Raw genomic sequence first — 20,025 nt, 5'->3', positions numbered from 1 at the left:
CTCGTCGCTTCATCATTTATCTGCTAGGGAACCTTTTTGACACCTTAATGGTCTTAGCCTATGAAACTCACACTGAACGAGGAGGTGCTCGAGGCCTTGAACGATCGGGAAATGTTCGAGACGTACAAAGAACAAGTCTATCGGCTATGCAGGCATATGCTTCAGCAGCAGGCGGATGCTGAGGACGTCTGCCAAGAAGTGTTCTTCAAAGCCATGACCGTAGATCGCACCGCAATAAGGGACATCAAACCTTGGCTAATGCGAATCGCTGTGAACGAGTGCAACACGGTATTGAAGCGCCGACTAAATGGGAAGCGCAAAGAGAAGCTATCCTTCCTGCTCTCCCTAACCCGCCCATCGATGAAAATCGAGGAGCACTACGAGCAGGTCGAGATCGCAGACGAATTCAGTGCCATACTTAGCAAGCTGCCCGACAAGCTGCGCGTTGCAGTCGTGCTCCGAATCGGGAACGATATGAGCATCGCCGAGACGGCGCAAGTACTCCGGGTCCCCGAGGGCACGGTGAAATCCCGGGTCAATCGTGGATTACAGATGCTGCGCAGCTTCATGAAGGACGCCCCTAATCTCATAAGCGAAGGAGATGCATGGACATGTACCCCATCCGTGAAAACGAAATAAAAGAACGGCTTAAAAAAAATGATGAACAATCACCCGATTATGAGACGATGTGGGCCAATATTGAACGGAAGGTTGCAGCCCATAAAGCCCGTCATGCGGACCCATCCAATACGCGAAGAACAGTTACACGCAAATGGGCGCCCGCCGCCATCGTCATTGCCTGCTGCCTGACGGTATCTGTCCCCGTCTTCGCAGACGTAAAGATCAATTGGAGCAATCTATTCGGCACGCAGACCGTACATTCGGCGCTGAAGAACGGAATCGGGCAGCAATATGATCTTCGGGAGACACAGCAGGGCGTCACCATGAACCTGCATGGGGTCGTAACGGACAATGATCAGATGAAAATCCTCGTCTCGCTCGATATACCAAATATGCCGAAGTACGAAGTCATTGATTTTGACAGCACAACCTTATCTGAATATGGACAAAAAGCAAAGCCAATTCACGGCTATTTCAGCAAAGACAAAGACAGTGGCAAGCTGCTCGGCATGTACACGCTGAATGATACCTTGAAGTCGAAGCAGAAGGACTATCATTTAAGCGCCAAGGACCTGATTTTCTACCAGACGGAGTCTGTACCCGTCCCCTGGAACGGTAAGTTGAATGAGAAGCTGGACCTGCCATCGAAGCCATATCTTTCAATCACTGTGCAGTCGATCATTCGAGATCAAGGCAAAGTGGCCATTCGCTACACCATCGCAACAGCCGAACCGATGGAGCAAGCGAGCAGAAATGACCCCAGATTAGAGTTGTCACTGCAGGGTCAGCGGGTTAACACGGTGTCCCGAACCCTTCTCCCTTCGGAGGGAAATGAAATGCTCTTGGAAAATGTATATCAACTGAACGACGAGCAGCTGAAATCTGCTGTTTGGAATGTTTCGTACCTCGCTGAGGCACAACGTTACGACGGTACTTGGGATTTCCATTTTGCCGTCGATGGCAAGAAAGCGAGCGAAGAGATCTACACCCAGCCGTTAACGCCGGATGCTAAGCTGTTAGAACATTCCGCGATTTCACTACAGAAACTTGTCGTCGCACCGCTCAGCATCCAAATCCCATTCGAACGGACCATGACTGGCCGCGACCGATGGATCAAGATCGGAGACGTCTCTTTCAAAGACATTACGCTGAAAGTCGGCGATCAGACCATCAAAGGATGGGTCTCACCCATCACAAATGAACGTAACGAGCTAACTGGGGAGTACTTCGGTTTTGAAACTCCAGGATGGTACCAAGACTGGTCCGGCGTACCGATGAAGCTGATCCTGAAGAAACCGATCGTTGACAAGAGGGATACCTCCCGCAATTGGATCACGCTGCAGACACCGAGGGAAGAGAAGCAGCAAGCCTCCGTCCGTATGCCGGAAGGCTTCGACATTCAATATACTTACTATCGCGATGGAGAAGACCTCATCGTCGAGTCAAGCTCTCCTTCACCCGTTTTTTATCTGATCAGCCAGAGCGTCCTGCGGCTTAAGGGTAATGACAACCAGATTCTCCCAGAATACCGTCCTGCAGGGCCGAACGCCATCGGCAAAAAAGTGGAACGCTACAAAGATATCCCACGCGATTCCACGATCGAAATCAACCCGGGCATCTACCTCTATCATGATCCGAGCCGTGAAGCTGAGATCCAAATTCAACCGTAACACGCAAAAAAAGGCTGCCCTACGGCAGCCTTTTTCGCATACTAACACCTATCTAACTAATCGACTTGCCTGTAAATTGACTGTTGTACAGATCCGCATAGAAGCCGCCCTGTGCGATCAGCTCATCATGGTTCCCTTGTTCAATAACGGTACCATGATTCATCACTAGAATAAGATCTGCATCGCGAATCGTCGACAGACGATGGGCAATTACGAAGCTCGTGCGGCCATTCATCAATTCCTTCATCGCCCGTTGAATATAGACTTCCGTCCGCGTATCCACGCTACTTGTCGCTTCATCCAGGATCAGAATCGCTGGATCGGCAAGAATGGCCCGAGCAATCGTGAGGAGCTGTTTCTGCCCTTGCGAGATATTCGATGCTTCTTCATTCAGCACCGTATTGTATCCGTCCGGCAGCGTACGAATGAAGAAATCCGCATGCGCTGCTTTTGCAGCACGAATGATCTCATGCTCGGACGCACCTTCTCGACCGTAAGCAATATTGTCGCGGATTGTCCCGTTGAACAGCCACGTATCCTGCAGCACCATTCCGAACATCCCGCGCAGATCGCCACGTTTCATATCCCGAATATCCACACCGTCGATCGTGATCTTGCCATCATTGATTTCATAGAAGCGCATGAGCAAGTTGATGAGCGTCGTCTTCCCTGCGCCCGTCGGACCTACAATCGCAATCGTCTGCCCTGGCAACACATCGATGTTCATGTCCTCGATCAGTACTTCATCCGCCTTATAACCGAATTTCACATGCTCGAATTTCACGAAACCTTTCGGTTCATTGACAAGCGTTGGCTTCGCCACTTCCGGCACCTCTTCTTCTTCATCCAGCACCTCGAATACCCGCTCCGCCGAAGCAATCGTCGACTGGATAATATTCGCGATATTCGCCGTCTGAGCAATCGGTTGTCCGAATTGTCTAGCATATTGAATGAAGGCCTGAATATCCCCGATTTCGATGGATTTCTTGGTCACCAGCACCCCGCCGACCACGCAGACCAGCACATAACCAATGTTCGTGATAAAGCTCATCAGCGGCATGATAATCCCGGAAATAAATTGGGCGCGCCATCCTGAGCGGTACAACCCCTCGTTTATTTCCTCAAATTTCGCTAGGGACTTCTCTTCGCGTCCGAAAGCTTTGACAATGCGATGCCCGGTGTACATTTCTTCGACGTGACCGTTGAGTTCACCCAGCGATTTCTGCTGTCCTGCAAAATAGACCTGTGACCGCTTCGCGATCATGATCGTTACCAAGAAGCTGAGCGGCAGCGTAATGACCGTAATGAGCGTCAGCAGCGGGCTAATCGTCAGCATCATCACAATGACCCCAATAATCGTAATGATCGACGTAATGAGCTGCGTCAAACTTTGCTGCAGCGTTGTACTAATATTATCGATATCATTCGTAACCCGGCTTAGAATCTCACCATGCGTGCGACCATCAAAATATTTGAGCGGCAGCCGCGCTAACTTATCATTCACTTGTGCCCGCATATCAAATACGATTTTCTGCGACACACCCGCCATAATATATTGCTGCAAATAGGAGAACGCAGCACTCACAATATAAAGGCCTGCCAAGATGAATAGAATGTCCCCGATATACGTGAAATCAATCGAAGCACCCGGTACGTGGTTTAATTTGCCCATCAGTCCTTCGAACAATTTGGTCGTTGCATTCCCCATGATTTTCGGGCTGACAATGCTGAAGACCGTACTCAAGATCGCCGTGATCAATACCGCAATCAACTGATATTTACGTGGAGCCATATATCCTATCAATCGTTTTAATGTGCCTTTGAAATTTTTGGCTTTCTGTACGGGCATACCCATGCCCATACCGCCACCCATCGGGCCGTGTCCGCCATGCTTCTGGCCTTGAGTTTCCTTACTCATGCGATCTCCTCCTCTGACAGCTGTGAGGATACAATTTCACGATAGACATCCGACGTATCCAAGAGCTCACGATGCGTACCGATGCCTGCAATGCGTCCTTCTTCAAGCACAATAATCTGGTCGGCATCCATGACTGTACTGACCCGCTGAGCCACGATAAGTACCGTTGACTCCGTCGTCTCCCCACGAAGCGCAGCCCGTAACTTCGCATCGGTCTTGAAGTCTAATGCGGAGAAACTGTCATCGAACAAATAAATCTCTGGTCTGCGAACCAGTGCGCGTGCAATTGCAAGCCGTTGTTTCTGACCGCCCGATACGTTCGTCCCGCCCTGTGCAATCAAGGAATCGTAACCATCGGTCATCTCACCTATAAAATCACTCGCTTGTGCAATAGCAGCGGCATGCCGCACCTCTTCATCCGTCGCATCCTCTTTTCCGTAACGAATGTTCTCGGCGATGGTTCCTGTGAAGAGCACGGCTTTCTGCGGCACAAATCCGATCTTCGAACGCAACTCGCTTTGAGTCAGTTGCTTCACATCTACCCCATCGATCACCACAGCCCCGCTATCGACATCATAGAACCGCGGCATTAGACTTAGCAGCGTTGATTTCCCTGAACCTGTTCCGCCAATGATCGCAGTTACTTGCCCTGGAGCTGCACGGAAAGACAGATTCGATAATGCTGGCTGCTCGGCCCCTGGATAACTGAACGTGACATCATTAAATTCGATATATCCACGACGTCCATCGGTGCTTCTACCTTGCGCAGGATCTTCGATCTCCGGCTTCATATCGAGCACTTCATTAATCCGTGCTGCGGATGCCGAAGCCCGTGGTATCAAGACGAACATCATCGATACCATCAATAGCGAGAACATAATCTGCATCGCATATTGCAGGAACGCCATCAAATCGCCGACTGCCATATGCCCCGTGTCGATACGTTTACTTCCGAACCAGATAATTGCAATCGACGAGAAGTTCATGACAATCATCATAACTGGCATCAGAAAAGCCATGATCCGATTGACACGGATCGCCGTATTCGTTAAGTCCGCGTTCGCATCGCGGAAGCGTTCCTTCTCAAAGTTGATCCGGTTGAAGGAACGAATAACCCTAATCCCTGTCAATCCTTCACGCAGTACAAGGTTCAAGCGGTCGAGCTTCTTCTGCATCGCTTTGAACAAAGGAATCCCGCGACTCGCAACTGCGAAGATGGCTAGGGCTAAGATTGGAATAACTATGGCGAGCACCCAAGTTAAATGCGCATCTTTGGAAATGGCCATAATCAGCCCCCCGATACACATCATCGGCGCCATCACCATCATACGCAGAATCATCACGAGCACCGTCTGAACTTGCGTAATATCATTCGTCGTCCGCGTAATAAGCGAAGCCGTACCAATTTTGTCGAACTCCTGCAATGAGAAATTCTCGACATGCTTAAACACTCTGCTGCGCAGCTGACGGCCATACCCCGACGCAACGCGCGCCGATAAATAACTAGCCGCAATCGCACATAAACCTCCGCCCGCAGCAACGAGCAGCATGAATCCGCCTATGCTCATAATGTAATTCGTATCACCTTTAACAATACCCGTATCCACAATGTCCGCCATCAAGGTTGGCAGGTACAATTCAGATAGAGACTGCAGGAACACGAGCATCAGCACAAACACAATGGGAAGCCAGAACGGCTTCAGAAATCGAAACAACTTGAGCATGCATGGTCATCTCCTAGATCCACAATATTTCGTTATTCTATTTATTAGATGGTCTAATTATATACACGTAAATATTTTCATGTCAACCAACAATCCCACACACTTATTTGGAAATAAATTGGACATGAAGATTTAAAAAATATTATATAGGTTGTATACTGCTTCTATATTCTATTCCAACCGTTAGAGAATTTTTCGTGAGAGAGGGAGCAAATGATATGAGCCGATTCACTATTAAAGAGACTTGGGTTCGCGAACGAATTCAGGCAGAGCAAGCGAGACCAGCGGATTCCGAGTCTGTTACCGAATTGCTGCGCCAGACAGCCTCTTGGCTGCAAAGTAAAGGATCCACCCAATGGAGCGGACTGCTCACGGGTGAAGATGTCCATGGCACCTCTGATGCCATTGCGCGGGGCGATGTGTTTATTTTCAGAGATGTCGAGGTGAATAAGCTGGCAGGTGTCGTCATCCTTCTCACAACACCAAGCCCTTGGGATCTAGAGCTATGGGATACCGTAGACGATCACAACACAGCAATCTATCTTCATCGACTGGCGATTAATCGGGATTATGCGGGAACAGGACTCGGCGAAGCTATGATGCGGTGGGCAGCGAACGGCATACACTTCGAGGGTAAAGATCGCATTCGCCTGGATTGCATTGCAACCAACGAGACCCTCTACCAATTCTACAGCAGCCTCGGCTATGTGCACCAAGGTACGCATCCGAATGGTTTCCATTGCTTCGAACAGCATTTACCTACCCTCTAATCATCCTATCCAAAAGACCCGGAGTATCCGTTTGTCACACGATCACGTGACAAGCTCGTGCTCACGGGTCTTTTGTCATATTAGACTGGTATCTATCACCGCGGCAAATAGCCTGAATATATTGAATAGGAGGTTTTATCTAGGCCGTTTACCTGTCTTTCCGTTTTCTAAAATCCTACATTTTACTATACGGGTGGTGATACACATTCGTCCGAGCAAACCGAAAAATCGAAAAGGAGCAGATCGCACTGTTCCATTAAGCCCGAAGATACACAAACCTAAAAAGAAACACAAACCAAGGCGATCTCCAACCGTTGTGATCGAATTAAAAACAGAAAAGAATATTATTGAACAAACGGAAGTACCAGAATCCACAGGACCCTCTAGCCAAAGTCGAGCTGGACCGACAGGACCAACGGGGGTAACCGGGCCGCAAGGGCCGACGGGGGACATAGGATCAACCGGCCCCGTCGGTGATCAAGGTCTAGCGGGACCGCAAGGGCCAATAGGGCCGATGGGCGGAACAGGTCCCGCGGGACCGGCAGGACCCACAGGGGTTATGGGGATGACCGGTGTTGCTGGGCCGACTGGATCGACGGGCCCTCAGGTGTGACTGGAACAACGGGACCGACAGGCACAAATGTCACTTCAACTCGCTGGATTACTGAGAGCCGCAACCTGTGGCTCTTTTTTACATATTAAACCTATCCCAGCATTAACCCATTTCCTTGAGCCGGAATATATATGTTATACAAACCAATGCCTATGTGCACAAAAAGGAGGACTGTATGATAACGATCAGTCTTTGTATGATTGTGAAAAATGAGGCGTCGACCATCGGCAACTGTCTGGAATCCGTCCTCGGCATTGCCGATGAAATCAATATTGTCGACACCGGCTCAACGGACGGAACAAAGGACATTGTTCGCCAGTACACGGACCGCATCTTCGATTTCGAATGGATTGATGATTTCGCGGCTGCCCGCAATTTTGCCTTCCAACAAGCCACCATGAGCCATATTCTATGGCTAGATGCAGATGATGTACTGCTCGAAGCAGATCGTCAGAAGCTCCTGCAGCTCAAACAATCGTTAGATGACGACATCCACTCCGTCACGATGATCTATCACTACGCTTTTGACGATCATGGCAACGTCACTGTCGAACTTCGAAGAAATCGGCTCGTGCAGCGACATTGCAACTTCCAGTGGCACGGTCCCGTTCATGAATATTTGGCTGTTCATGGCAAGACGTTGAATAGTGACGTGATCATCACCCATTGCCGCGTGCATCAGCACTCGGATCGCAATATTCGAATTTTTGAGAATCGGCTGGCACGAGGAGAGCAATTCTCCCCTCGGGATATGTACTACTATGCCAATGAGCTGGTGGATCATCAGCGATATGAGCTTGCCGCACAACAATACCATCAATTTCTAGATACGGGAGCCGGTTGGATTGAGGACAACATCTCTTCTTGCCTGAAGCTCGCTGACATTTATCATCAACGCAATGAAGAGCAACTTGAGCTTCAAATGCTCTGGAAATCATTCGATTATGCCCCGCCGCGCGCAGAAGCTTGCTGTCGTCTAGGCGCATACAAGCTACACCATGACGAGCTCACGCAAGCCGTATTCTGGTATACCTTAGCCACCAAATTAACAAAGCCTGAGAGCCTTGGATTTTTCGATGATGCCTACTGGACTTGGATTCCCCACGTTCAGCTATGTGTCTGTTATTATCGCCTCGGTAACTTCGAACTTTCTTATGACCATAATGAGGTGGCAAGGCATTATCGGCCGAATGATGAGAGTATTCGGAATAACAAAGCCATTTTGGAGGATCTCTATGTCCACAATTAGCCCCCCTGCCCCGACTCGCAAGAAATTGCGCATTGTCCAAGTCGCTCCCGATTATTACCCGGTCCCCCCGCTAAAATACGGCGGTATAGAACGCGTCGTTCATTCCTTGACCGAAGCGCTAGTCGCAGATGGACATGAAGTCTATCTCTATGCCCCTGCTGGGAGCAAGACGCAAGCCAATCTGATTGCCTACGAACATACCGATGCGAATCCGCAGTCGATCGCTGCATTCGTCGCCCGGACGCTGCCTTCCTCTATTGATATTATCCATGACCACACGCATAAATCCGCCGTCGGCATGACACGGCTGCCCGTCCCGACACTCTGTACCTTCCATGCTACCGTCCATAACCCCGTGGATTTCCCTGTCTACGTTAGTCAACACTCCCGTCTCGTCGCGGGCACCGATCAAGGCGAATATGCCTACAACGGTCTTCCTATCGATGACTATCCGCTAGCCGACCCTGCTGTGAAGCAGGATTACTTGCTGTACTTGGGCGTGCTCAGCTGGCACAAAGGGATATTGCAAGCCATTGACATGGCGGAGAGCACCGGGCATCGACTCATTATTGCGGGTCCCATCTTTGATTCAAGCTACTACACGACATATATCGAGCCCCGCCTTAAGCGGAATCCGAATTTACAATATATTGGCGAGGTCGGCGGAGAAGATCGCATTCGTCTGTTGCAACAAGCGAAATGCATGTTATTCCCGACTTGTTGTGAGGAAGCCTTCGGTCTCGTCATGATTGAAGCGATGGCTTGCGGGACACCCGTCCTGGCTCTAGCGAACGGGGCGGTACCCGAAGTACTCACAGGCATGCCTGAACTGATCTGCCGATCCATCGCTGAGATGCAAGATCGCCTGCGTAAGAGCTGCTTCCCTTCCCCAGAATCACTGCGTGATTACGTGGAACAACATTATTCCAGCACCTCAATGGCAGAGCGTTATCTGGAGCTCTATCAACACGCCATTCATCAATATATGAATGAGCCCGGCGACCTGCAAGTGCTTCATTCTGTATTTGCTACTACGGATGAGAAGTTAGCTGCCTGCGGGCGTCTTGCGCACACCTATTATGAGTTCAGTAACCTAGATATGGAACGGAATTATGTCTACCAAGCCTTTGAGCTTGATGCGCCTCGTGCGGAGTTCTGCTGCCGGCTCGGATATCAATATTTGAAGAGAAACGATCTGAATCAAGCAAGGTTCTGGTATGAACTGGCTCTGAACATCGATCAAATCTCCATCTCTGACAACAATGATGATCCAGAATATGAAGCATGCCGTACTTGGCTGCCGCATCTCCAACTCTGTGTCATCAACTATCGGCTCGGCAATCTTGCCCAATCCTACGCGCATAACGAGGCTGCACGGGCCTTTAGTCCGCTAGATCAATACATCCTGAGCAACAAAGAGCTCCTCGAGAATGAACTCAGAAGCATGACCGCAAATACTTCTGCCCCGCCCGTTGTTGAAGAAGATAAGCCTAGCTTATCTCCGGAGGAGCCATCCGTCCTTGAATCGCTCGGCCCTGAAGTCGAAGTCGATCTATTGAATGGTCGAGGAGAACTCTTTACATTGGCGTTGAAACTGCCTGGGTTTATTGAAGAAACGCTGTGTGCACAAGGGAGCTGGGAGCCCTTCCTTATTCGCAAAATATGTGAATATATGCAGCAGCCTGACGGTGTATTTATCGATATTGGTGCGAACATTGGCTATCATACGTTCTATCTTGCAAGCGAGTTCCCTGAGGCGACATGCCTATGCTTCGAGCCACACCCATCGTTGTATCAGCAGCTTGAGGAGAGTATTCAATTGAATGCTTTTAACCATGTTCAAGCTTTTGAGCTGGCTGTCGGGAATACGAAGGGAAAGATCGATTTCTATATGCAGGATGATTCCTGCTACAATCGAGGCATGTCAGGGATTCTATATCATTCCGAGATGGGGAACGCCGTGGAACGTGTTCAAGTGAACATCACGACACTCGATCAACAACTAGATCAGGCAGCGAAGAAACGTGTGCAGGTCATGAAAATCGATACGCAAGGCCATGAATTCGAGGTCATTTGTGGAGCACTCGATACGATCAGGCAATCGAAGCCAGTCATTTTCCTGGAATACCACAGCTATGCCCGCTATAATCTGCATGCCATCATGACGTTGTTACCTCATTACCAATGGTTCAAAATTCAGCCTTGGACAGGGGAAATGGTGACGCTCGATGAACCCGATCCGACGGGGTATCAGAATGATTATATCGCGATTCCGGAGCATCGCTGCAATCTAACAACATAACGTCCGAGCAAGCTAGTTATTCTCATTTATTTTTAACTATGCATCCTCCTTCCGTCTTGTTATGATGGAAATAACTAACATGGACTATCGGAGGATCACTTCATGCAACTTATTCAGAACGTTACGACGACCTGGAACGCGTGGAATCGTAACATCCGCCTATTCTTCATCGCCAATATCTTATTTCAGATCGGCACGGGCATGTTCAGTGTTCTATACAATTTATATATTCAAGCGCTGGGTTATCAAGATGATATGAACGGGACGATTGTCAGTGTTCAATCCTTAGCTACAGCGCTTATCTTTATTCCGATCGGTCTCATAAGTGATCGTACAAGCCGTAAGTCGCTATTGATCATCGGCGCTCTATTCACGGGGATCAGCTTCATGGGCCGCGCCTTCGCAAGCGGGGAGTCGGCACTCATGATTTATGCCGTATCTGCCGGATTGTTCATGGCTTTCTTCCAGATTATCGCGATCCCTTTCCTCGCTGAGAATGCGGGCAAAGAGCATCGGCTCAAGCTGTTCAGCTACTACTCTTCGATGGTTCTCGCAGCACAAGTTGTTGGCAGCATCGGCGGAGGACTCTGGGCTGACGTACTCCAAACTGCGGGAGTCAGTAAGATCTCTAGTTTACAGATTGCACTCTTGACTGGTGGCGTTGCGAGCTGCCTTGCCTTTATCCCGCTTCTGTTGGTCAAGGATTCCGTGAAGCAGCAGGCTGCCATGAAGCCAGATCCGTCTGCCTCGGTTGCAGTTCCACCCGCTCCGCGTGGAGATTGGAAAACGATCAGCAAATTTACCACCGCCCAACTACTCGTCGGATTTGGCTCTGGGCTCGTCGTGCCTTATTTGAATCTCTATTTCACCAATCGATTCGCCGTATCCCTGACCGCCGTCGGTATCCTCATCTCCCTCGGACAAGTGATGACGATCATATCGATGCTGATTGGACCGTACCTGGCACAGCGTGTGGGACAAGTGCGCGCGGTCGTCTACTTCCAGATGCTGTCTCTACCGTTCTTGCTGCTCACAGGCTTCACGAATATCTTCCTCGTTGCTTGCATCAGCTTCTTATTCCGGCAAGCACTGATGAACGCCGCGAATCCGATTCAATCATCGATTATGGTGGATCGCATCTCAGATGCACGGCGCGGCATCGCGAACTCCATGACGCAGACCGCCTTCATGCTCGGCTGGGCTACGATGGGTCCTGTGCAATCGCACCTGCTCAGCACCTACGGCAAGTATTGGGGGTACGTCGTGACCTTCTGCATGACGGGCGCGCTCTATATCTGCGCTTCGGCCTTGTATTACTTCATGTTCAGAGAGCGCAAGTCTGAATTAGCGAAGTCCCGCAATGTTCCACGCCTACCCACGGCATCGAAATAATGCCGCAACACCACGTTCCTATATCCGTTTTCACACAAGACAAGTCGCTTGTTGAACATACGAAAGACCGCCTTCCCGGAAGGCGGTCTTTGACAATGATTTACATGATCACACTGTCGAACGACGCAAGAACAAATACGACAAAGCGGCGAAAATAATCGAGAATGGTATGGTGCGAATCGCTAGGTCCAGCGCTGTTTTGTCCGCGAACCACTGGAACACGGCCATCCAGTCCCCAAAATACGTCATATAGAATGAGAATAAACTGCTAAGCAAGAACAATACGATGAATAATGTGAACGTTCCTGCTTTTCCGAATCGACGATGGTAGCATGCAATAATGAACCCCCAAAAGCTCAACATGAGCATGATCAAAAAGAACACAAGGAACTGTTGCAAGTAGCTTCCCACATATAGATAAGGCAAATGGAAAAATCCTAGCTTCACGCCCCAGCCGGATGTGGCCGCCTCGATCCAGGAGAGCAAAGACAGTACGATGGAGAAGACGAAGCTCAGTAGGGTTAATGTACTCGCTGTGCCGGTGAAATAATCCGATCTCCGCACCCCAAGTCCGAGCGCGAATGGAATCGTCTGAGGTACCACAACAATCCCCGCGACAAGCATATAAACAAAGATAGACATCACCCCGCCGGAGTAGAAGCCCTTCTCCTCTTGGATCAAGCCACCAATGAGTAAATTAACAGAGAAGGAGCCCAGACAGATGATCCATGGTAAATACAAGTAGCCAAGTTTATCACGAAGATGCATTTTCATTACACCTATCGAACGATTCATTATGCCTCACCAGCCTTTCTTACCGATCCGCCTGTTAAATAAACGATGAGCTGCTGCAACGATACAGGCGTAATGGTTAATCCAAACGATTCTGCCCGTTTGCGATCCTCCGTGCTTCCGGCTCCCATCACGGTTGCCGTAAGCAGTCCGCCGAAAGGCTCGCGGTGAATCACTTTTCTCCCTCGAATGAACTCCTCCACTTGCGATGCTGTTCCTGCCACAGAGATCGCCTGCCCGCGCAATACTTCAGTGTCTTCATTCAGGATCAGCTTCCCTTGGTCGATCACCATCACATGCTCGAGTAGCTGGCTGACTTCGTCTATTAAGTGCGTCGACAGCACCACAGTACGTGGATATGCCGCATAATCTTGAATTAATTGATTATAGAATAGCTCCCGTGCAACGGCATCGAGTCCCAAGTAAGGCTCATCGAAGAACGTAAGCGGTGCACGACTCGCGAGCCCTACAATGATCCCCACCGCAGACAGCATACCGCGAGACAGCTTCTTCACCCGCCGCTTGAGCGGCAGACGGAACGTTTCGATCAGTTCATGTGCAAAGGCCTGATCCCAATTCGGGAAGAACATGGACGCCACTTCCAGCACATCGATGACGCGGTAATTATCTGGGTACTTCTGACTTTCCTTAATGAAGCAGATTTGGCTTAACACACGATTATTCTCATAGGGCTCTTCGCCGAACACCTTCAGCTCCCCACTCGTCTTGAACTGCTGCGCCGTAATCATATGCATAATTGTCGTCTTGCCGGCTCCGTTCCGTCCGAGTAGACCATAGATTTTGTTCGCCTCAATCGTGAACGTCACATCCTTGACGGCTTCGAAATTACCATATACTTTCGTTAATCCCTTTACCTCGACTATACGACTCATGATCCTTTCCTCCCTGTACGAATCATCTCTGCCAACTGCTCGCTTGTAATTCCGAGCTTCTCAGCCTCTTGCATCATAGCAACGACATACTGTTCATAGAATTGATCTTTCCTTTTCTCCACTAATTGCGCGCGTGCACCTGTTGCTACGAACATCCCGATCCCTCGCTTTTTATATAGAATACCTTGATCCACTAGCAAATTGACGCCTTTCGCAGCAGTAGCCGGGTTGATCTGATAGAACGTAGCAAATTGGTTCGTTGACGGCACCTGCGACTCCTCAGGCAATCTTGTTTCAATAATGTCATCCTCGATCCGTTCTGCGATCTGCATGAAGATCGGACGACTGTCATCCATCGATATCATTTTTATCACCACCAAGTTGGTTCATTACTCATGTAACTAACTATATAAGTAATCAACTCTTTTGTCAATCCTATTTTCCAAAAATAGCCTTAAGTAGTTTGAAGACAAAAAAGAAACCTTCCTTTGGTGACACGGAGGTAACTCTACCCCCATCACTAAAGAAAGGTTTCTTTGTTCTTATTGGTTATCCCTCGATGGTCCAAGCAATATCCGCCATAATCGGCAAATGATCCGAAGGGAATTTACCTGCTAGATGGTCGCCTAGAATGCCATACGTCTGCACCGATACCTGTTCATTAACGAAAATAAAATCAATCGGCGAATCGAATTCAAACGCTGCGTCGCGCGTATGCTGGAACTCCCGAGGGAACATCTGCGCCGCCATCGCTTGACAATCAAATCCGTGGAACGTAAAGCCTGGGCCAAAGTGGCGGTACGCGGACACTACGGAAGCATCCCGCAGCTTCAACAGGCCTCCGTCTTCCTCGCACATGATGCGATACGGCAACGAAGAAGAAGTACAATTGAAGTCTCCTGTTATGATGACCGGATTCGCTCCTGCCACTCCTGCAGCCCGTTCGCGCAGCAGATAAGCGCTCTGCTCTACAGCAACAACGCCAACATGGTCAAAGTGTGTGTTCATATGTACGAATTCTGCACCATCCTGCCGATCGCGGAATTTCGCCCACGTCGTTACACGTGTGCAAGCTGCATCCCACCCCATGGAACCTGGCTGCTCCGGCTGCTCTGACAACCAGAACGAACCGCTCGTGAGCAGCTCGAACCGGTGCTTGCGGTACAGGATATTGACGAATTCCCCTGCCTTATCTCCATCATCTCGCCCTACGCCTACCAAACCGTATTCCGGAAGCAACCGCTCCAAATCCTCAACCTGACTCAGCAGTACTTCTTGAAGGCCCGCAATGTCTGGACGATGAAAACGAATCATCCCTGCCACCATATGCGCACGCGTCGACCAAGCATTCTCGTCTTGATCCCCATATGCATTACGGATATTGAACGACATACATCTCATTTCGTGCATCAACGCTTGTTCCTTCATGCCTCTTCACCTCATTCATATACTTTAGAAAAAAGAATGATTCATCATATAAAAACAATTCCAATATTGTTACTGTATGCCTCCTCACCCAAAAGTTCAAGCCTGCCTCTTGCACTGTCAACGAAACAGTGTTACGATGTGTGCGTAACATTGTTTTACTGACGCGAGTGAAGGAGGTTCAACCCGATGGAAGACAATCTCATATCTAAAAAAGACCTGCTGGAGCTCACTGGCATTTCCTATGGTCAATTATATCGATGGAAACGCAAGGACCTCATCCCTGAGGATTGGTTTATCCGCAAATCTACATTTACGGGCCAAGAGACCTTTTTTCCCAAAGATAAAATATTAGATCGGATCGATAAGATCTTGAACCTGAAAGACAATGCATCGCTCGATGATCTCGCAGATCTCTTCTCACCCAACTTGACCGAGATGGCCTTGTACAGCGCAGACCTGAAGAAACGCAGTATTGTATCTGATGTCTCGTGGCAGCTGCTCACAGCACAGTTCGGGGAGGCAGAAGTGCTCACCTATGAGCGATTAATTGCCCTTTATGTCCTGAATCAGATGCTGCAGACCGGTGAAATGAGCCTTGATGAAGGCCGCATTCTACTGCAGGTACTGAATGATCATTATAAGAAATTCGATGGAAAGAGCTGTGACCTGATTTTTATCCGCAAAATGGGGGTTGCGACATTCCTGCTCATCTCAGGCAGCAGCGAAGTGTACCTGGAGGACCATGCCAAACTCGTCCAACGTATCGCCCTATCCAACTCCATCGAAGCGCTCAAAACACGATTATCTGAATAGGAGGAAGGTATATGAATGATTATCCAAGCGGCGATATCCAGATCAATGGCATCGCAAGCTCCAACGGCGGCAGCTTCCGCCAAGTCTCTATCGATGGCATGGGGACAATCCACGGCGACGTGACTTGCATGGAATTCAGCTGCAACGGAACCAGTAAAGTCGAAGGGAATTTACGTTCAGAACGTGCCAGCATCAACGGCATTGCGAAAATTAAAGGCGCTGCGCATGCCGATCAGCTGCGGATTGATGGCAAGGTTACGATTCAAGGCAAACTCACAGGGGAAGACATCCAGATGAACGGACATATCAAGATCCATGGCAATTGCGAAGCCGAACGTTTCGAATCGAATGGCATCTTTATCATTCAAGGTATGCTGAACGCTGATATCATCGAGATTACTGCGCAAGGCGGTTGTTCGGCGCATGAAATTGTGGGCGAACAAATAACAATTAAACATGCAGGCTCTCAGTTCATGACGAAGTTGCTCGGTGTCTTCATGAACACGCATGTCACGGCAACGACCATCGAAGGAGACTACATCTCGCTCGAGCATGCTACTGCAACTGTCGTCCGCGGAGGCCGCATCAGCATCGGTCCCGATTGTATTATCGAGCGCGTCGAATACAAAGACGAACTTCATATTCATCCTAGCTCCAAAGTAAAATATCACACCCAGATCTAACGGGAATTCTGACAAAAGGAGGCAAAACCAATGAGCAACAATAACGTTCGAGATCTTCGTATAACGGGCTCTTCTAGTGCCGCTGGCGGTTATTATCGGAATGTCAGCATAACAGGCGAGGTTCAGATTACCGGTGATATTAGCTGTGAAATCTTCCGCTGCACAGGCGATACGAATGTATCGGGTGCATTCGAAGGCAAAATCACCCGTATCACAGGGACCACCGTCGTGAACGGTGATATCACAACCGATCGATTGAACCTTCATGGTGAACTTAAGGCGATGGGCAACGTTACCCTGAACGATGCCAAAATCGGCGGCCATGTCATCGTCAGACAGAACTTAACGAGCGAAGAGATTAAACTCCATGGCCTCATCAGCGTCGATGGCGATTGTGCCATTGACCACCTGCGCGGCAAAGGGGCATTCGAGATCCAAGGACTGTTGAACGTCGGCCAAATGGATCTCGATCTTTATTGGCCGTCACGAGCGCGTGAAATCGGCGGTGAACAGATTAACGTGCGTAAACCGCAAGGCATGGCCAGTATGCTGAAATCACTGCTCGACATCTTCAAAACGCAGCCGGATTCGCGATTAATCGCAGACAGTATTGAAGGAGATGACATTCACCTGGAGAATACGTCCGCCAAAATCGTCCGCGGCAATCGCGTCACTATCGGCAGCGGCTGTATCATTGAACGGGTGGAATACCGCAGCAGCTACCAACAGGCGCCCGATGCTTCCGTGGAGCAATGCATACAGACATAGATGGCTTCCCATGAAAGCCATGAACAATATATAACGTGGAGGAATAACCCGTGGTTAAAGGAAAAAATAATTTAGGGCTTGTCGTAACAGCCCTACTGCTCGGCATTCTCATGGCCTCGATGGATAACACCATCGTATCGACGGCCATGGGCACCATCGTCTCCGATCTTGGCGGCATGGATAAATTCGTATGGGTCACCTCGGCCTATATGGTGGCGGAAATGGCCGGCATGCCCATCTTCGGCAAACTGTCCGACATGTACGGACGCAAACGGTTTTTCATCTTCGGACTCATTTTCTTCTTAGCGGGCTCGATTCTATGTGCAACCGCTGAGACCATCACGCAGCTCAGCATTTACCGTGCTATTCAAGGGATTGGCGGCGGAGCGCTCGTCCCGATTGCGTTCACGATCATGTTCGATATTTTCCCTCCTGAGAAACGCGGTAAAATGGGGGGATTATTCGGGGCAGTCTTCGGTCTATCCAGTATTTTCGGACCGCTGCTTGGTGCATTCATCACCGATACCTTCACATGGCATTGGATCTTCTTCATCAATGTGCCGCTCGGAGCGGTTGCCCTACTGCTCGTCGTGCTCTTTTATCACGAATCGCATGAACATTCGCGGCTGCAAATCGACTGGGCAGGTGCTACGACATTGGTCGGCTCCATTATCTGCCTCATGTTCGCGTTAGAGTTCGGAGGAGGTACGTATGCATGGGATTCCACGGTTATCTTAAGCCTGTTCGCAGGATTCGCCGTCCTATTCATCATTTTCTTGTTCATTGAACGTACTGCCAAAGAACCGATCATCGCGTACTCAATGTTCAAGAATCGATTGTTCGCGTCTAGTACGATCATCGGTCTGTTCTCCGGTGCGGCGTTCATTGCGGCGGCGGTCTATATTCCGATCTTCGTCCAAGGCGTGACAGGCGGTACAGCCACGAACTCCGGCATGATTCTGCTGCCGATGATGCTCGGAACGACGGTCTCAGCACAAGTCGGAGCCATGTCATCGGTCAAATTCGGGTATCGGAAGGTCATGGTCGTATTCATGCTCATCTTCCTGATCGGGATTGCGCTGCTCACAACGATCACGACGGACACCTCACGAGGCATGATCACGTTCTACATGATTATTACAGGACTTGGGCTCGGTGCATCATTCTCCGTCCTTGGGATGGCGGCTATTCATCATTTTGATGCATCACAGCGCGGTTCCGCGAATTCTACGATTGCCTTCATCCGCTCCCTTGGCATGACGATCGGCATTACGATCTTCGGTATGGTGCAGAAGAATGTCTTCACGGATGGCCTGAAATCCTCGTTTGCCGGAATGGATTCGGCACCGCAAGGCATGGATATGCTATCCGATCCGCGAGCGATTCTATCGCCAGAAGCACGGGCCAGCATTCCTCCGGATATTCTAGATAAAATTACACATGCGCTCTCTTCATCGATCGTGCAGACATTTATGTGGGCACTCATTCCGACTGTCCTCGCGCTGCTATTCACCTTCTACATGACGAACGATCGCATGAAGAGCTACCAAGAGCAAGCCGCTGAAGCGAAGGCGGAAGCGGAAGCGAGAGCAACAACCAGCTCATAATCTTTTAGAATACAAGAAGGCACTCCCCAGGGTTCCATATCATGGATCCTGGAAGGAGTGCCTTTATTCATATCACATGGATCGATTACAGATCAAACCGCGGGAATAACACATTGTTCTCCAGATGCACATGCTCGAACGTCATCCCTTCCAACTCTTCCAAGCGGGCATAAGTGATCCGGTAGGTCGTACAAGCGTGCTCAGGCGGGGTGAAATCATTCGTGACGAGACGGAGCTGCTTCAGCAGGTTCCCGGCACCATCATGCTCGCCTTCCAGTTCTGCCACGACTGCCCGTACATCTGCATGCGAGACAGCATTCGCATCTTCTTCTGCTCGAATGATGCTTGGGAAGGAAGTCTCCTCTTCCTTGGCGATATGCGCCTCAAGCTCTGCTCGAAGCTGGCGGAATAGCTCTGCCATCTGAACAAGATGCGGTTGATCACCGCCATGCACATGATAGACGCGCTCCACATTCGCAGCGATCTGCGGCAGTTGGACTCGCAAATATTGATGATGCTTCTTCACAATATATTCAATCAACGCCCGTGAGGACATGTACTGCCAATCCATCCCGATTCCTATACTTGGTGCATCCTGCTTCATCGTATTCAGCTGATGAACAACGGCCGCCGCATCCAGTCCGCGTTCTTCCGCTGCTTCTTGGATCGGACGGTTGCCACCGCAGCAAAAATCAATTTTGAGCCGCTTGAACACATCACTCGCAGCTGGATATTGCAATACCGCATCACGAACGGTCATTTCTTGTGTAATCATAAGGGAT

General features: G+C 49.6%; 18 protein-coding genes. 11 read left to right on the top strand and 7 right to left on the bottom strand.

What is annotated here, in order from left to right:
• Positions 1-60 precede the first annotated feature (60 nt).
• Both C558_RS0102180 and C558_RS32315 read left to right on the top strand, forming a co-directional pair.
• Positions 61-639, top strand: a complete 579-nt coding sequence (locus tag C558_RS0102180) for an RNA polymerase sigma factor (RefSeq protein ID WP_245583714.1) — start codon at positions 61-63, stop codon at positions 637-639.
• Positions 612-2,291 carry a DUF4179 domain-containing protein gene (locus tag C558_RS32315; protein WP_018754576.1) on the top strand — a complete coding sequence of 560 codons (1,680 nt, stop codon included), beginning with the start codon at positions 612-614 and terminating at the stop codon, positions 2,289-2,291. Before C558_RS0102180 ends, C558_RS32315 begins: the two co-directional genes overlap by 28 nt.
• Before the next feature lie 52 nt (positions 2,292-2,343).
• Here C558_RS32315 and C558_RS0102170 read toward each other — a convergent pair whose 3' ends face one another.
• Entirely contained in the window at positions 2,344-4,209 is a 1,866-nt protein-coding gene (locus C558_RS0102170) for an ABC transporter ATP-binding protein (protein WP_018754575.1), read from the bottom strand.
• Positions 4,206-5,933: an ABC transporter ATP-binding protein gene (locus tag C558_RS0102165; RefSeq protein ID WP_018754574.1), complete on the bottom strand. Its 1,728-nt coding sequence runs from the start codon at positions 5,931-5,933 to the stop codon at positions 4,206-4,208. The genes C558_RS0102170 and C558_RS0102165 overlap by 4 nt, the downstream gene beginning before the upstream one ends.
• A gap of 218 nt (positions 5,934-6,151) precedes the next feature.
• Here C558_RS0102165 and C558_RS0102160 point away from each other — a divergent pair, with 218 nt between their 5' ends.
• The 5 genes from C558_RS0102160 (at position 6,152) to C558_RS0102140 (ending at position 12,259) form a co-directional block, all read left to right on the top strand.
• Positions 6,152-6,703, top strand: coding sequence for a GNAT family N-acetyltransferase (locus C558_RS0102160; RefSeq protein ID WP_018754573.1), 552 nt, complete (start codon positions 6,152-6,154; stop codon positions 6,701-6,703).
• Between the two features lie 316 nt (positions 6,704-7,019).
• Positions 7,020-7,316: a hypothetical protein gene (locus C558_RS34570; RefSeq protein WP_018754572.1), complete on the top strand. Its 297-nt coding sequence runs from the start codon at positions 7,020-7,022 to the stop codon at positions 7,314-7,316.
• 175 nt (positions 7,317-7,491) lie between these two features.
• Positions 7,492-8,565 (top strand): tetratricopeptide repeat-containing glycosyltransferase family 2 protein, encoded by a 1,074-nt coding sequence (locus C558_RS0102150; protein ID WP_018754571.1) that lies wholly within the window; start codon positions 7,492-7,494, stop codon positions 8,563-8,565.
• The gene (locus C558_RS32310; protein ID WP_018754570.1) at positions 8,552-10,867 is read left to right on the top strand and encodes an FkbM family methyltransferase; all 2,316 of its coding nucleotides are present in this window, start codon (positions 8,552-8,554) and stop codon (positions 10,865-10,867) included. The genes C558_RS0102150 and C558_RS32310 overlap by 14 nt, the downstream gene beginning before the upstream one ends.
• Before the next feature lie 102 nt (positions 10,868-10,969).
• Complete coding sequence (locus tag C558_RS0102140; protein ID WP_018754569.1) at positions 10,970-12,259, top strand: MFS transporter; 1,290 nt, start codon at positions 10,970-10,972, stop codon at positions 12,257-12,259.
• A 108-nt stretch (positions 12,260-12,367) separates the two neighbouring features.
• On the opposite strand, the gene C558_RS0102135 is transcribed toward C558_RS0102140, so the two are convergent.
• From C558_RS0102135 to C558_RS30185, 4 genes are all read right to left on the bottom strand, one after another.
• Positions 12,368-13,054, bottom strand: a complete 687-nt coding sequence (locus C558_RS0102135) for a hypothetical protein (protein ID WP_018754568.1) — start codon at positions 13,052-13,054, stop codon at positions 12,368-12,370.
• Entirely contained in the window at positions 13,054-13,944 is an 891-nt protein-coding gene (locus tag C558_RS0102130; protein ID WP_018754567.1) for an ABC transporter ATP-binding protein, read from the bottom strand. The genes C558_RS0102135 and C558_RS0102130 overlap by 1 nt, the downstream gene beginning before the upstream one ends.
• The gene (locus C558_RS0102125) at positions 13,941-14,309 is read right to left on the bottom strand and encodes a GntR family transcriptional regulator (RefSeq protein ID WP_018754566.1); all 369 of its coding nucleotides are present in this window, start codon (positions 14,307-14,309) and stop codon (positions 13,941-13,943) included. Before C558_RS0102125 ends, C558_RS0102130 begins: the two co-directional genes overlap by 4 nt.
• 184 nt (positions 14,310-14,493) lie before the next feature.
• The gene (locus tag C558_RS30185) at positions 14,494-15,336 is read right to left on the bottom strand and encodes an endonuclease/exonuclease/phosphatase family protein (RefSeq protein WP_245583713.1); all 843 of its coding nucleotides are present in this window, start codon (positions 15,334-15,336) and stop codon (positions 14,494-14,496) included.
• Positions 15,337-15,558: 222 nt separating this feature from the next.
• On the opposite strand from C558_RS30185, the gene C558_RS0102115 reads away from it, so the two are divergent.
• The 4 genes from C558_RS0102115 to C558_RS0102100 are packed head-to-tail and all read left to right on the top strand — an operon-like array spanning position 15,559 to position 19,243.
• Positions 15,559-16,185, top strand: a complete 627-nt coding sequence (locus C558_RS0102115) for a YhbD family protein (RefSeq protein ID WP_018754564.1) — start codon at positions 15,559-15,561, stop codon at positions 16,183-16,185.
• An 11-nt stretch (positions 16,186-16,196) separates the two neighbouring features.
• Positions 16,197-16,868 carry a polymer-forming cytoskeletal protein gene (locus tag C558_RS0102110; RefSeq protein WP_018754563.1) on the top strand — a complete coding sequence of 224 codons (672 nt, stop codon included), beginning with the start codon at positions 16,197-16,199 and terminating at the stop codon, positions 16,866-16,868.
• 30 nt (positions 16,869-16,898) lie between these two features.
• Complete coding sequence (locus C558_RS0102105) at positions 16,899-17,636, top strand: bactofilin family protein (protein WP_018754562.1); 738 nt, start codon at positions 16,899-16,901, stop codon at positions 17,634-17,636.
• A gap of 50 nt (positions 17,637-17,686) precedes the next feature.
• Positions 17,687-19,243 (top strand): MDR family MFS transporter, encoded by a 1,557-nt coding sequence (locus C558_RS0102100; RefSeq protein WP_018754561.1) that lies wholly within the window; start codon positions 17,687-17,689, stop codon positions 19,241-19,243.
• A gap of 85 nt (positions 19,244-19,328) precedes the next feature.
• On the opposite strand, the gene ric is transcribed toward C558_RS0102100, so the two are convergent.
• Entirely contained in the window at positions 19,329-20,018 is a 690-nt protein-coding gene (ric, locus tag C558_RS0102095) for an iron-sulfur cluster repair di-iron protein (protein ID WP_018754560.1), read from the bottom strand.
• Between the last annotated feature and the right edge of the window lie 7 nt (positions 20,019-20,025).

The organism is Paenibacillus terrigena DSM 21567 (assembly GCF_000374845.1).
GTDB lineage: Bacteria > Bacillota > Bacilli > Paenibacillales > Paenibacillaceae > Paenibacillus_K > Paenibacillus_K terrigena.
The sequence above is the reverse complement of the archived record's forward strand: the minus strand, read 5'-3'. Positions and strand labels throughout refer to the sequence as shown.

Coding starts and splice junctions, on each gene's coding strand:
- C558_RS0102160 (WP_018754573.1), top strand. CDS start 6,152: ATGAGCCGATTCACTATTAAAGAGACTTGGGTTCGCGAACGAATTCAG.
- ric (WP_018754560.1), bottom strand. CDS start 20,018: ATGATTACACAAGAAATGACCGTTCGTGATGCGGTATTGCAATATCCA.
- C558_RS0102110 (WP_018754563.1), top strand. CDS start 16,197: ATGAATGATTATCCAAGCGGCGATATCCAGATCAATGGCATCGCAAGC.
- C558_RS0102170 (WP_018754575.1), bottom strand. CDS start 4,209: ATGAGTAAGGAAACTCAAGGCCAGAAGCATGGCGGACACGGCCCGATG.
- C558_RS0102105 (WP_018754562.1), top strand. CDS start 16,899: ATGAGCAACAATAACGTTCGAGATCTTCGTATAACGGGCTCTTCTAGT.
- C558_RS0102165 (WP_018754574.1), bottom strand. CDS start 5,933: ATGCTCAAGTTGTTTCGATTTCTGAAGCCGTTCTGGCTTCCCATTGTG.
- C558_RS0102135 (WP_018754568.1), bottom strand. CDS start 13,054: ATGAATCGTTCGATAGGTGTAATGAAAATGCATCTTCGTGATAAACTT.
- C558_RS0102130 (WP_018754567.1), bottom strand. CDS start 13,944: ATGAGTCGTATAGTCGAGGTAAAGGGATTAACGAAAGTATATGGTAAT.
- C558_RS0102140 (WP_018754569.1), top strand. CDS start 10,970: ATGCAACTTATTCAGAACGTTACGACGACCTGGAACGCGTGGAATCGT.
- C558_RS32315 (WP_018754576.1), top strand. CDS start 612: ATGTACCCCATCCGTGAAAACGAAATAAAAGAACGGCTTAAAAAAAAT.
- C558_RS0102115 (WP_018754564.1), top strand. CDS start 15,559: ATGGAAGACAATCTCATATCTAAAAAAGACCTGCTGGAGCTCACTGGC.
- C558_RS30185 (WP_245583713.1), bottom strand. CDS start 15,336: ATGTCGTTCAATATCCGTAATGCATATGGGGATCAAGACGAGAATGCT.
- C558_RS0102150 (WP_018754571.1), top strand. CDS start 7,492: ATGATAACGATCAGTCTTTGTATGATTGTGAAAAATGAGGCGTCGACC.
- C558_RS32310 (WP_018754570.1), top strand. CDS start 8,552: ATGTCCACAATTAGCCCCCCTGCCCCGACTCGCAAGAAATTGCGCATT.
- C558_RS0102125 (WP_018754566.1), bottom strand. CDS start 14,309: ATGATATCGATGGATGACAGTCGTCCGATCTTCATGCAGATCGCAGAA.
- C558_RS0102180 (WP_245583714.1), top strand. CDS start 61: ATGAAACTCACACTGAACGAGGAGGTGCTCGAGGCCTTGAACGATCGG.